Below are 14,040 nucleotides of genomic sequence, written 5' to 3'. Positions count from 1 at the left end.
CTGCCTTTTATTCCTGCAAAAAATGCAGTATATGGTCGCCCAGCAATAGCAGGTTATGCGCAAATTTGCTGGCGGCCACAGTCGCATCGGCATCTTGTATCTCCAAGCTGTGATTACCTTCCATCGCGACAATATGTAAATTTGTCGATGATGTACTCGCCACAAATTGATGGAGGGTAGTCAGCTCACAATAAGGATCTGCATTGCCGGCAAGCATGAGGACAGGTCTGTTCTCTGATGCCGCATCTGGATAATTTTTTTCGACCAGACTCAGCACATGATTTCCCGATTTATCGGCCACGCACAGCGGTGTCAGCAAGGCACAACTTTTTAGCCCAGCCTCTTCCCGGAAAACACGCCACGCCACGATGGAACCAAAAGATTTACCAGCAACCGAAATTTGCTGCTGCTGTATGCGTTTGTCGTTTTTTGCCAGATTTAATACCATGCGCAAGTCTTGCAACTCCGTATTCAAATCCTCACTTGGCTGACCGTGCTCAGTATCAGCCGTGTAAAACGACCAGTTAAACCTGAATACTGCAAAGCCTCCCGCCAACAAGTAATTGGCAGTTTGCGCAATGACTGGCCTATGCATGTCATAACGAAGGCCCGGAGCCAGCATCAATGCCGGGAAAGGTCCGGTTCCTGCAGGAAACTCTGCAATTATCTCCAGCATCCTGCCATCAGGCCTGATAATGTTTTCGGTAATGGAATGCATACGTTTAAATAATGATGATATTTGTTCTTGCTTATGCGTTGGACTTACATAGCAATATGACGGCATAGCATATCTTTTGGTTCCGTGGCTATGAGGAACGAGATACAACATGCTCGTGCATCATATTTGCAACACCAGACAAATCTTCTTTGCAAGAGAATCCATCGAATAGCGTCATTCAGGTTTGTCAGTTTAATTTTCAAAATTTTCTTCGGCCTTGTAACAAAATAATACAAATCTTATCGAATTACTGCACAATACAAAAACCTGTGCAGTCGGCTATGGCACAATCGATTTGTCGTTTTTACTGGTACTTATTCACTGTGGAGAGTCTGGATGAAAAAAGGTAATTGGCTGTTGAAGACTGGCGCTTTGGTTGTCATTGGCGCTTTTGCAGGTTTGCACGCTGGCGCGGCGATGGCCGCCAAGACTTTGGTATATTGCTCTGAAGGTAGTCCGGAAGGTTTTAATCCGCAGTTCTTTACTACCGGCACGACAGCAGATGCGGGCTCAGTGCCCATGTATAACCGTCTGGTGGAAATGGAGACCGGCACTACCAATATTACCCCTGCCCTGGCAGAATCCTGGGATATTTCTGCAGATGGACTGACCTATACCTTCAAGCTGCGCAAGGGTGTCAAATTCCACAGCAATGCCAAATTCAAACCCAGCCGCGACCTGAATGCTGACGATATTCTTTTCAGTTTTTATCGCATGGCGGATGAAAATCATCCCTTCAATAAAAATACGCCCGGTCAAACTTATGCCTATTTCCAGGATCTGGGCATAGCCAAGATCGTCGACAAGCTGGAAAAAGTTGATGACCTGACAGTGCGCTTTAAACTCAAACGTCAGGAAGCGCCATTTCTCGCCACACTGACCATGGATTTCATGTCTGTCCATTCTGCTGAATATGCGCAGAAAATGAAGGCGGCAGGCACGCCAGAACTGATCGACAAAGAAATCATAGGCACAGGTGCCTTCCAGTTCGTCTCTTACCAAAAAGATGCCATCATCCGCTACAAGGCACATGATGGCTATTGGGATGGCCGTCCAAAAATCGATAATCTGATTTACGCAATTACCCCGGATGCGTCGGTACGTTATGCCAAACTCAAGGCGGGCGAATGCCATGTCATGGCTTTGCCAAAACCAGCAGATGTGGAGTTGATGAAGAGCGATCCAAATATCAAACTGTTGTCGCAACAGGGTTTAAATATTGGCTATGTCGGCTTCAATGTGGAGAAAAAGCCTTTTGATAACAAGCTGGTGCGTCAGGCTTTGAATCTGGCTGTTGATCGCGCATCGATATTAAAGTCTGTGTATGCAGGCACAGGCCAGGTCGCCAAGAACGTTATCCCTCCTACCATGTGGTCGTATAACGACAAGATCAAGGAATATCCTTACGATGTCGCTCAGGCCAAAGAATTGCTGGCCAAGGCGGGTTATGCAAATGGCCTGGAAGTTGAACTCTGGTATTTGCCAGTATCCCGCCCCTACAATCCAGACGGCAAGCGCATGGCTGAGTTGATACAGGCAGACTGGGCAAAAGTGGGCGTCAAAACCAAGCTGACCACTTACGAATGGACAGAGTATAAAAAACGCAGCAAAACGGGCGAGCAGCATGCCATGATGTTTGGCTGGTCTGGCGACAATGGCGACCCGGATAATTTCTTTGAGCCAATTTTGGGATGTGAAGCTGTCAAAGGCGGCGGCAATATTCCAAGATGGTGCAATAAGGATTATGAAGACCTGATCCAAAAAGCCAAATTGACACCAAAACAGGCTGAAAGAGCCAAGCTTTACGAAAAAGCCCAGGAAATAGTGCGCGAAGAAGCACCTTTACTTCTGTTGGCACACTCTTTGCGTTACACACCAGTACGCAAGAATGTGATTGGTTTCAAAATGGACTCCACTGCACATCATTACTTTAAAAAAGTAGATTTGGATAAATAAGTACTGCTTACTGGTGAACAACACGTGGCACCAATTTTGCTGAACACCTGCAATTTGGTGCCATCGTTGTATCTGCTTGTTGCTTTTTCAGTCTTTATGACGTTGTTCATAAGCTTGTCTTAAAAAAGGTTTTTCGATGCTGGGTTTTATTCTCCGACGCCTGGGTGTAGTCATCCCAACTTTCCTTGGCATCACACTGTTGGTTTTTTCTTTGATACATCTGATACCCGGTAATGTTGTCGAAGCCATGACAGGCGAGCGCGGCATGGACGCCGAACGGTATGCCAGTCTCATGCATTTGTATGGGCTGGATCAGCCTTTATACCAGCAATATTTTTCTTATCTGGGCAAAGTCCTGCAAGGCGACCTGGGGCGTTCCATCATCACGCAGGAACTGGTCAGCAAAGAATTTTTCACCCTGTTTCCGGCAACGCTGGAACTATCGCTATGCGCAATTATTTTTGCCGTTGTGCTTGGCCTGCCAGCTGGTATATTGGCTGCCTTGAAGCGTAATACTTTTCTTGATTATTCCGTCATGGGTGCGTCCCTGACTGGATACTCCATGCCTATTTTCTGGTGGGCGCTCTTGCTCATCCTGATGTTTTCAGTGACCCTGGGCTGGACGCCGGTGTCTGGTCGCATCGACATCCTGTTTGATTTGCCGCATGTGACTGGTCTGATGCTGGTTGACACCCTGCTGTCAGGTGAAGAAGGTGCCTTCAAATCAGCAGTCATGCATTTGATCTTGCCAGCGATTGCACTTGGCACTATTCCACTGGCTGTGATTGCACGTATGACCCGCTCTGCGATGCTGGAAGTGCTTAAAGAAGATTATGTGCGTACCGCACGTGCCAAAGGCATGTCATGGATGCGGGTAGTCTGGGTGCATGCCTTGCGCAACGCGTTGATACCTGTCGTCACCGTCATCGGCATGCAAGTCGGTACGCTGCTGGCTGGTGCCATCCTGACTGAAACCATCTTTTCCTGGCCAGGCATAGGCAAGTGGTTGATTGAAGCGATACAAAGGCGTGATTACCCAACCGTGCAAGGCGGGATATTGCTGATCGCCACGATCGTCATCACCGTCAACCTCATTGTTGACGTGCTGTACGGTGTGATCAATCCGCGCATACGCCATTAATGTGATGCCCAATTTCACTCATCATTTAAAAGATTTGATCGCAGAATTATGAGCAATACCAATTTACCTGCCAATGCGGTAGCTGCTACTGCAAACTTGTCGCCACCTCATCCCCTGATTGAGTTCTGGCATTACTTCAAGCAAAACCGCGGTGCGGTCATCGGCCTGGTGCTGGTTGGCATAATGAGTTTATGTGCTCTGTTCGCGGAATGGATAGCGCCGCACTCTGCCATAGAACAATTTCGCGAATCCACGCTGGTACCACCCGCATGGACAGCAACTGGCAGCAGTAAATTCATACTCGGCACTGATCCAGTTGGCCGCGATATTTTGTCCCGCCTCATTCACGGCTCACGGCTGTCGCTGTTCATCGGTCTGGTTTCCGTTACCCTGTCCATGGGTGTGGGTGTGACCCTGGGTCTGATTGCAGGTTTTTCCCGCAGTTGGACCGGGCGCTTTGCCCGCATGCTGGAAACGATCATCGTACGTTTCATGGATATCCTGCAAGCCCTGCCCAGCCTGTTGCTGGCAATCGCAGTCGTAGCGATACTCGGCCCTGGCCTGATGAATGCCATGTATGCTATTGCCATCGTCCTCATGCCTTCGTATGCCAGGCTGACACGCGCAGCAGTCAGTGGTGAACTGAACAAGGATTACGTCAATGCCTCCCGCATAGCGGGTGCTGGTAATTTGCGTTTGATGTTTAATTGCGTGCTGCCTAACTGCGCGGCCCCTATCATTGTGCAGGCTACGCTGGGATTTTCTACGGCGATACTGGACGCGGCAGCACTGGGTTTCCTGGGTCTTGGCGCACAGCCGCCAACACCAGAATGGGGCTCTATGCTGGCCAGCGCCATGGAATTCATACAAAGCGCCTGGTGGGTAGTCACCTTCCCTGGTCTGGCGATTTTGATTTCCGTACTGGCCTTTAACCTCATGGGTGATGGCTTGCGCGATGCACTCGATCCCAAGTTAAAACGCTGAACAAAAGATTCGACATGAAACCATTATTGGATATTAAAAATTTACGCGTTGAATTTGGCTCGGAAGCTCAGCCATTCAAGGCAGTTGATGGTCTTGATCTGTTCATAGAACAAGGTGAAGTGGTTGGCATCGTCGGTGAATCAGGTTCAGGCAAAAGTGTGACCTCGCTGGCCTTGATGGGCCTGATCGATTTTCCTGGACGTGTACGCGCAGATCAAATGGAATTTGATGGCCGCGATCTGCTGAAGATGAAGGACAAGGAAAGACGGCAATTGCTGGGCAAGGATATCGCCATGATCTTTCAAGATCCTATGACCAGCCTGAATCCCTGTTATACAGTCGCTTTTCAGTTGATGGAAACCCTGCGCCTGCATCAGGGCGGCAAGGAAAAAGACTTGCGCGCCAAGGCGCTGGCTTTATTAAAACAAGTCGACATCCCCGATCCGGAAAGGCGCATGGATGCCTATCCCCACCAACTCTCAGGCGGTATGAGCCAGCGTGTGATGGTGGCTATCGCCATCGCCTGCAACCCACGCCTGCTGATAGCTGATGAACCGACTACTGCTCTGGACGTTACCGTACAAGCGCAAATGCTGGAATTATTACTGCAATTGCAGCGTGAACGTGGCATGGCCCTGATGCTGATCACCCATGACCTGGCGGTAGTTGCCCAGACTGCCAAGCGTGTTGTCGTGATGTATGCTGGCCAGGTACTGGAAACTGGTACCGTGCCAGAAATATTCGACACCCCAAAACATCCATATACCCAGGCTTTACTGGCAGCCTTGCCCGAACATAATTTGGGTAAAGCACGTCTGCAAACCATACCTGGCGTAGTGCCCGGCCTGCATGACCGGCCGACAGGCTGCCTGCTCTCACCGCGCTGCAGTTATGCTACTGGGCGCTGTCAAACTGAAAGGCCGCAATTGCAGGGACAGGCAAATGCCCGGGTGCGTTGCCATTTCCCGCTGGATGCGCGAGGTGTGCCAGGTAACGGTTGGCAAGCTACACAAACTGATCAGGCAGCATGATGCAAAATACCCCCACTACCCCTGTTTTACTGGAAGCAAAAAACCTGGCCAAGCATTACGCTGTGTCACAAGGCTTTCTCAAACCCAAAGCAATGGCAAAAGCGCTGGACGGTGTCTCGTTCCAGCTGACTGCTGGCAAAACCCTGGCCGTGGTTGGTGAATCAGGTTGCGGCAAGTCTACCCTCGCCCGCCAGATTACCATGATAGAAACGCCGAGCAGCGGCGAACTATGGATGGGCGGCAAAAACATAGCCCATGCTGACAAGCTCACCCTCAAGCAAGTGCGTCCGCTAGTCCAAATGGTTTTCCAGAACCCCTATGCCAGTCTGAACCCCCGCAAAAAAGTGGGAGCCATGCTGGAAGAGCCCTTGATCATCAACACTCGCCTGCCATCTGCCGAACGTGAAGAAAAAGCGCGTGCCATGATGGCAAAAGTAGGCTTGCGGCCTGAGCATTATGGGCGCTATCCCCATATGTTTTCAGGTGGACAAAGGCAGCGCATAGCTATCGCCAGGGCACTCATGCTTGATCCTGAAGTCATCGTCGCCGATGAACCAGTCTCGGCACTGGATGTATCAATCCAGGCACAAGTCTTGAACTTGTTAATGGATTTGCAACAACAAAATGGTGTCGCCTACCTGTTCATCTCACATAACCTGTCAGTAGTTGAGCATATAGCCGACGATGTTCTGGTCATGTACCTTGGGAAAACCGTAGAACATGGCGACAAGCAAAGCATTTTCCAGTGCCCGCTGCACCCTTATACCAAGGCTTTGCTGGCATCAACTCCACGTATAGATCCGGCGCAGCGCCAGCAAAAAATGATGCTGGACGGCGAATTGCCCTCGCCGCTAGCCCCACCACCCGGATGCGCCTTCAATAATCGCTGCCCGCATGCCAATGAAAGATGTCGTCAAGAAATACCTCTATTGCGCCCATTTGACAACCGGCTCGTCGCCTGCCACAGAGTGGAAGAAATTATCTAAAACTTTTACTAAATCTGGCGAACTTCGTTAAACTCTCGCAGTCTCAATCAGACTCAGGGATTGCTGCAGATACTAAATTTGTTTTTGTGGCAACATCCAGGGCAAGCGTAAAGCTTGCCTTATTTTTAACCCAACCTTCACTCCCAGGAGACCCCCAAGTGAAAGCACAAGTACTTAGCGCTATCGCGCTGATGATCGCCGGTACAGTTGGCAGTCAACTCGCGACCGCCGCAGAACCAGCGAAAACAGCATCTGCAACATCGGTCTTATTGTCCGGCATAGAATCCAAACATAATGATGCCGCAGTGCGTGCCCAGGATGACTTCTTCCGCCACGTGAATGGTAGCTGGTTAAAAAATACAGAAATCCCTTCTGACAGATCTTCTGCCGGTGCTTTCATGGATTTGCGCGAAGCGACTATTCCGCATCTGCATTCCATTATTGAAAGCCTGGCCAAGGCAAAAAACAAACCTGGTACGGACGCACAAAAAATTGCGGACATGTATGCCAGTTATATGGATACAGCCCACATTGACTCTCTGGGATTGAAACCTTTGCAAGCTGAATTTGCCAAAGTAGATGGCATGACAGATAAAAAGCAAATCCCTGGTCTGATGGCCTGGCTGAACCGCGCCAGCATAAGCGCACCTTATGACTTCCAGATTCATCAGGATAATAAGGACTCCACCAAATACGTTCTGGACATCACTCAATCAGGTCTTGGCTTGCCAGATCGTGACTATTATCTGAACAATGATGATGCAAAATTAAAAGAATTCCGTGCCAAGTATCTGACGCATATAGAAAAAATGCTGACACTGGCCGGCGATAAAGACGCAGGCAAACATGCTGCAGACATTCTCGCACTGGAAACAGAACTGGCTAAAATACAATGGACCAAGGTTGAATTGCGTGACCCGGTCAAGGCTTACAATAAAATTGAGATCAGCAAACTCGATGCGTTGACACCTGGCTACGACTGGAATTCCTATCTGGGTGAAATGGGTGCAAAAGGCAAGATAGATTACATCATCGTCAGCCAGCCTAGCTACCTGACAGGCCTGAGCAAGATTTTGCAAGATACGTCTCTCGACAATCTGAAAACCTATTTCAAATGGCATATCCTGCGCTCTGCCGCAGGACAACTCCCGACAAAATTCAGCGATGAAAATTTTGCCTTTAACTCCACGACACTGTTAGGTGTTCCAGCTCAGGAAGCACGCTGGAAACGTGGTGTGCGCCTGGCTGACTCTGCTCTTGGTGAAAGCCTGGGCAAACTGTATGTCGCCAAGCACTTCCCTGCTCAAAGCAAAGCAAGAATGGAAAAGCTGGTTGGCAATCTGCTGCTGGCCTACAAGCAAAGCATAGACACTCTGGACTGGATGAGCCCGGAAACCAAGAAAGAAGCCCAGGCAAAACTGGCGACTTTCATGCCCAAGATTGGTTACCCTAACAAATGGCGCGATTACTCTGGTCTGACGATCACCAAAGGTGATGCCGTTGGTAATTTGCGCAATGCACGCTTATATGCTGCACAATTTGAACTGAACAAACTGGGTAAACCGGTAGACCGTGATGAATGGGGTATGACGCCACAAACCGTCAACGCTTATTACAATCCGGAACTCAACGAAATCGTCTTCCCGGCAGCGATACTGCAACCACCATTCTTCAATGCAAAAGCGGATGATGCCGTTAACTACGGTGGCATAGGCGCGGTAATCGGCCACGAAATCAGCCATGGTTTTGATGACCAGGGTGCGCAATATGACGGCGTGGGCAATCTGCGTGACTGGTGGACTAAAGAAGATCACGCCAAGTTTGCCGCCAAGACTGCCGTGCTGATCAAACAGTACAGCGCATTCAGCCCCATCCCAGGTTATAACGTCAATGGTGAATTGACGCTGGGTGAAAATATTGCAGACAACTCCGGTCTGGCAATTGCTTATAAGGCATATAAACTGTCACTGGGTGGCAAACCAGCGCCGGTAGTTGGTGGCCTGACTGGCGATCAACGCTTCTTCATGGGCTTTGCTCAGGTATGGCGTGGCAAAATGCGTGATCAGGCGATGATTGCGCGCCTGAAGACTGACCCGCACTCTCCTGGTGAAATCCGTGCGAACGGCACCCTGCGTAATATGCCTGGCTTCTACGATGCCTACAAACTCAAGGAAGGTGACAAGATGTTCCTGTCACCAGCTGAACGCGTCAGCATCTGGTAATCATTGCCACTCTTTAAGTCCGCATTAAGTAAAAAAGCCAGCACTGGAAACAGTGCTGGCTTTTTGCATTAGGCTTTATGGGGTTGATCTAATAATGATTTGACTGTCAGGCTTTCGCTGCGAGGCATTTGTTTTTCCCCATGTATCTGATATTCATGGATCCTGAATAAATCCTGAACTCAGTTTTTAAACTGAGTTCAGTGTAATTATGCAAACAAATCTTATATGTAGAACAAATGTGCTACAGCTACGTAGTGCATTTACGTCGTACAATGTCACATATGCAATCAACAAGTATCAGTCCAGAAACAGGCCCCATTCATGTCGCGATCGTCGAAGATGATCACGATTTTTGTAGTGCTCTGAGTCAGGCCGTTCTGGAAGCTGAGGATATGCGCCTGGTTGGTATTGCTGGCACGCGTCTGGCTGGTCTTGCCATGCTGGAAGGGCCACCTGCCGATGTACTTCTTGTTGATTTGGGCCTGCCGGATGGCTCTGGTATAGACATCATCAAAGCAGCAAGTACATGCTGGCCAAGCTGCAACATCATGGTCAGCACTAATTTTGGTGATGAAACACATGTCATGCGCTCGATTGAAGCAGGTGCCGCCGGTTATCTGCTTAAAGACAGCTCACCCGCAAAAATGGCGATAGAAATACGCAGCCTGGCCAATGGTGGCAGCCCCATAAGCCCTATCATCGCCAGACAGGTTCTGGCCCATTTCAGACATAACAGCAATGACGGCAATGAAAACTTCCGCATGCAAGAACCAGCAACTGAATCCTCACGTCTGCTATCCGTGCGGGAAAAAGAAGTGCTGGACTTCATCACCAAAGGTTTTACAGCCAATGAAATTGCCAAGCTAATGCAATTATCCCCTTTTACGATACGTGCATTTGTGCGGCGGATATATAGCAAGCTCAAGGTCAAATCCAGGACTGAGGCTATCTACGAAGCAAGGGCTCTTGGCTTGTCACTTGACTGAGATATATGCATCCAAGTCCAACCACCCAAAATTCTATTCTGTATACTTTGCTTTTATCTCTTTATGATGCGAAGTGACCGTTTTTCTTCGGCGAAGATACAGCTCACCGTTTTGCTCAGTTTATTAATGGTCGCAGCAGTCTGGTATGCGTCAGCAGATACCGTGCAGAAACCAGCATCAGCCTTACATCTGACGCAAGCACAGTGGCAGCTTACAAATGGGTCGGGCATGACGCCCCCATCGCCTATCATAGACAGCAAGAGTCTGCCAACTGCCTGGCAGACAGTGGCATTGCCACTGGCACTTCCCATTGCCCTATTGCGCCAGGCTAAATCTGGCACAGTCAGTAATGCGGACACCTCAATTACATGGCTCAGACTTTCACTTGCTGACTTGCATGATCAGGCTGCTCCGCTAGCAATATATGCCAGCCGTATCAAAACCGATGGCAGCATCGCCGTCTATGCCGATGGACATTTGATACACAGGGCGCAGCAACAAGGTCCGCTATGGAATAGTACCCGCACTCCCCTATGGATAGTTCTGGAGAAAGATAGCGCTGGCTCCTCACCCAAAGAAATACTGATACGACTTGAACATTCAGCAAAAAGCCAGGTAGCAATGTCATCCGTGTGGGTAGGTAGCGTTGACGCATTGCGTAGCCGCTACAGTGTGCGTCAATGGCTGCAACAAGAATTGCCTGCCATGCTGAGCGCTGCCTTTCTTGCAGTCGGCATATTCGCGCTTTTTGTATGGTTCAGGCGCAGACATGATATTGCTTACCTGCTTTTTTTCAGCCTCGCTGCTGCGTCTTTTTTACGTGGCTTGCACTTTTACGTGAGTTTTCCGATCGCGAACAACTGGTTTGCCTGGCTTACTGTCAACTCCCTGTTCTGGCTGGTCATTACTGTGCATTTTTATCTGCGACTGCTGCACGGCAACCCACTGATCTGGCTCAGTCGCATCCTGACTGGCTTGACGGTATTGATAGCCATATTGACGCTCCCGGCACTTGCCGTGCTGCCAAATACACCGAAAGTCACTCCCCTGATCTATGTGATTGCGGCAATGATGGGGGCAGCGGTAGCACTAATTGGCGGGCTAAATGTCTGGCGTCGCTCGCAGGATGGGCAATTAGTCGCTATCGGCGTAGGGATATGCACTTTGTTTGGCGTTACCGACTGGTTATTGCAAAATAATTTCATCAGCCCTGAGGCTTTGTATCTTGGTTCGTATGCCAATGCTGTCGCCTGCACTATCTTCGGTATTGTGATGTATCGACGCTATCTCGATGCCATACTGGAAGTCGAATTATTGAATGCCAGTCTGGCTCATCGTTTGCAAGTTCGTGAAGCCGAGCTGGAATTAAGTTATCAGCGCTTACGTGAGATTGAATTGCAGCAGCAAATCAGCGATGAACGCCAACGCCTGATGCAGGACATGCACGATGGCCTGGGGTCGTCACTGATCAGTGCCATACGATCTGTGGACCGGCATGACATCAGCAATAGCAAGGTGTCTCAGATTCTGAAAGACTGCCTGGATGATCTGAAACTGACGATAGATTCCCTGGAGCCAGTCGCCGCAGACTTGCTGCTATTGCTGGCAACGCTACGCTTCCGGCTGGAGCCGCGTCTGGAGGGCACGGGCATCGTACTCTTATGGGAAGTACAGGAGTTGCCGACCCTGACCTGGCTAGATCCATCAAGCGCCCTGCATATACTGCGTATCGTGCAGGAAAGCATCGCAAATATATTGCGCCACTCGCAGGCCAGCGAAGTCAGACTGAGCACGGCAGTGGTAAGTGATGGTATGGCAAATGGTGTGGAAGTTACTGTCGCAGACAACGGCAAGGGCTTTGATGTTGCCAAAGCCCTTGATGCCGTTGCTGGCCGCGGTTTGCACAACCAGCAACGGCGTGCCAGAGCACTGGATGGCAGGGTTAGCTGGAATTCGAATCCGGCTGGCACGCGCTTCACACTCTGGTTACCACTACAACGGATACCGACTTAAGCAGATTCAGGCGGTGTTTTTATTTTCTGAAAAAACGCCTGTACATCTGCCAGCTCTCTCGTGCGTGCAAAACTGGGCAGACTTTGCCAGATGCGCTTGCCATAGGGTTTTGAAATCAGGCGTGGATCACAAATCATCAATACACCTTTATCGCCCTCGTCACGTATCAGGCGGCCAGCCCCCTGTTTTAGATTGATAATCGCTTCCGGCAACTGATGATGGACAAAACCATTCAAACCTTTTTTTTCCATGGCTGCGATGCGTGCGGACAATACCGGATCATCTGGTGGGGCAAATGGCAGTTTGTCGATGATGACGAGGGATAAGGCATCACCACGCACGTCCACACCTTCCCAAAAACTTTGACTGCCAATCAACACGCCATTGCCTGCTGCGCGAAAGCGGTCCAGCAATTCAGTTCTGCCCGCATCGCCATGCACGAACAAGGGGAAATCCAGGCCGCGCTTCTGGAATTCATCACGCAAACGTTCAGCACTATGCTTTACCGCTTTTAAAGTCGTACACAACAGGAAGGTCTTGCCACCGGCGGCTTCGATGACGGGTAAGGCCGCATCGATGACTGCGTCCATATATCCAAAGGAGTTTGGTTGCGGCATGCCATTTGGCACGTAAAGGAAACCCTGCTCCTGATAATTGAAAGGGCTGGGCCAGGTGCGTGCTGGCTGATCCCACAAGCCCATCTGTGAGACATAATGGCTGAAGTCATTTTTCACCGCCATCGTGGCCGATGTAAAAATCCAGGTGCGCGGCACGCCTTCACGTTGCTTGTTAAAAATGGGGGCAATCGACAATGGTGTGCGATGCAATTGCAAAGAAGTGGAGAACGCCTCTACCCACAATACATAGTCGCCAGATTTACCGTCATCGGTGGCATTCCATTTTTCATACTGCTCCGCCAGCAAAATGGCGCGAGCGCGGCACTGCTCCAGTGTCTCGGCACGTTCAGCCTGTTTCTCCAGCACGGCAATCATATCGTCCATGCTGGCCTTCAAGGCGTCCAGAGCTTCAAAGAAAGGACTGGAAGGGGCAATCTGATCTATGGAATAGCGAACAATATCTTGCGGGAAGGCCAGGCGCAAATCACGTGCAGCCCGCTCGACAGGTGCAACCAGCTTGGACCACTCTGCCCCATCGCGGGCATGCGATAAACCTTCTGCCTGTACGTCGCGACACAGCTCCAGTACTTGCGAGGTAGATACCGTGTCGCCAAAAAACAGCGTAGCTGTTTCTGGCAACTGATGCGCCTCATCAAAGATCACTGTATTGGCAGATGGCAAAAGCTCCGCTATACCAGTATCTTTCAAGGCGACATCGGCAAAAAACAAATGGTGGTTGACCACGACCACGTCGGCCTGCTGCGCCTCTTTACGCGCCTTCATGACAAAACAGTCCTGGTAATACTGGCACTCCGATCCCATGCAGGTATCCTTGGTCGAAGTCACCAGGCTCCATACCGAGGCATTCTCTGGCACACGTGACAGTTCTGCCTTGTCGCCAGTCATTGTTGTTTTAATGAAACGGCCTATATCGCGCAAATATCCCACATCTTCACGAGAACTGAGCCGGCCATTTTGTATTGTTCTCTCAAGATGATAGTGGCAGAGGTAATTTGCCCTGCCTTTGAGCAAGGCAATTGACACCGGCGCCTTCAATACCTTGCGTATCGTTGGTATATCGCGCAAAAACAATTGATCCTGCAAATTTTTGGTGCCAGTAGAAACGATGACCTTACCACCCCACAATAATGCGGGAGTAAGATAGGCATATGTTTTGCCTGTGCCCGTGCCTGCCTCTGCCAGCAAAGTCTTTTGCCCGGCAATGGCATCGGCAATGGCTTTAGCCATTTCTGTTTGCGCTTGACGAGGGCGGTACCCCTTTATCGATGCACTTAACGGTCCGGTCAAGCCAAAAATATGTTCTACTTCAGTGTCATGAATGCCTGTTGCATTCGGTGTGGCAAGTGATTCAGTCAAAATGAGGCA

At 49.9% G+C, this 14,040-nt stretch carries 10 protein-coding genes; 8 read left to right on the top strand and 2 right to left on the bottom strand.

What is annotated here, in order from left to right; translation table 11 throughout:
- Window positions 1-7: 7 nt before the first annotated feature.
- Window positions 8-829 carry an alpha/beta family hydrolase gene (locus tag DFR42_RS02320; RefSeq protein WP_146218772.1) on the bottom strand — a complete coding sequence of 274 codons (822 nt, stop codon included), beginning with the start codon at window positions 827-829 and terminating at the stop codon, window positions 8-10.
- A gap of 225 nt (window positions 830-1,054) precedes the next feature.
- On the opposite strand from DFR42_RS02320, the gene DFR42_RS02315 reads away from it, so the two are divergent.
- From DFR42_RS02315 to DFR42_RS02280, 8 genes are all read left to right on the top strand, one after another.
- Window positions 1,055-2,674: an ABC transporter substrate-binding protein gene (locus DFR42_RS02315; RefSeq protein ID WP_110253325.1), complete on the top strand. Its 1,620-nt coding sequence runs from the start codon at window positions 1,055-1,057 to the stop codon at window positions 2,672-2,674.
- Window positions 2,675-2,810: 136 nt separating this feature from the next.
- Entirely contained in the window at window positions 2,811-3,815 is a 1,005-nt protein-coding gene (locus DFR42_RS02310; protein WP_110253324.1) for an ABC transporter permease subunit, read from the top strand.
- Window positions 3,816-3,863: 48 nt separating this feature from the next.
- Entirely contained in the window at window positions 3,864-4,799 is a 936-nt protein-coding gene (locus tag DFR42_RS02305) for an ABC transporter permease subunit (protein ID WP_110253323.1), read from the top strand.
- A gap of 14 nt (window positions 4,800-4,813) precedes the next feature.
- A complete protein-coding gene (locus tag DFR42_RS02300) occupies window positions 4,814-5,830 on the top strand; it encodes an oligopeptide/dipeptide ABC transporter ATP-binding protein (RefSeq protein WP_110253322.1) in 1,017 nt (338 codons plus the stop codon).
- Window positions 5,830-6,816 carry a peptide ABC transporter ATP-binding protein gene (locus DFR42_RS02295; protein ID WP_110254200.1) on the top strand — a complete coding sequence of 329 codons (987 nt, stop codon included), beginning with the start codon at window positions 5,830-5,832 and terminating at the stop codon, window positions 6,814-6,816. Before DFR42_RS02300 ends, DFR42_RS02295 begins: the two co-directional genes overlap by 1 nt.
- A 158-nt stretch (window positions 6,817-6,974) precedes the next feature.
- Complete coding sequence (locus DFR42_RS02290) at window positions 6,975-9,038, top strand: M13 family metallopeptidase (RefSeq protein WP_245936799.1); 2,064 nt, start codon at window positions 6,975-6,977, stop codon at window positions 9,036-9,038.
- Window positions 9,039-9,319: 281 nt separating this feature from the next.
- The gene (locus DFR42_RS02285) at window positions 9,320-10,024 is read left to right on the top strand and encodes a response regulator (protein WP_110254198.1); all 705 of its coding nucleotides are present in this window, start codon (window positions 9,320-9,322) and stop codon (window positions 10,022-10,024) included.
- Between the two features lie 63 nt (window positions 10,025-10,087).
- Complete coding sequence (locus DFR42_RS02280) at window positions 10,088-12,037, top strand: sensor histidine kinase (RefSeq protein WP_425450859.1); 1,950 nt, start codon at window positions 10,088-10,090, stop codon at window positions 12,035-12,037.
- Here the strand turns inward: DFR42_RS02280 and yoaA are convergent.
- Window positions 12,034-14,034, bottom strand: a complete 2,001-nt coding sequence (gene yoaA, locus DFR42_RS02275; RefSeq protein WP_110253320.1) for a DNA repair helicase YoaA — start codon at window positions 14,032-14,034, stop codon at window positions 12,034-12,036. The genes DFR42_RS02280 and yoaA overlap by 4 nt on opposite strands.
- Window positions 14,035-14,040 lie beyond the last annotated feature (6 nt).

This window comes from Undibacterium pigrum (genome assembly GCF_003201815.1).
Taxonomy (GTDB): Bacteria; Pseudomonadota; Gammaproteobacteria; order Burkholderiales; family Burkholderiaceae_D; genus Undibacterium; species Undibacterium pigrum.
Note: the sequence above shows the minus strand (reverse complement) of the source record. Positions and strands in the feature narration are given on the sequence as shown.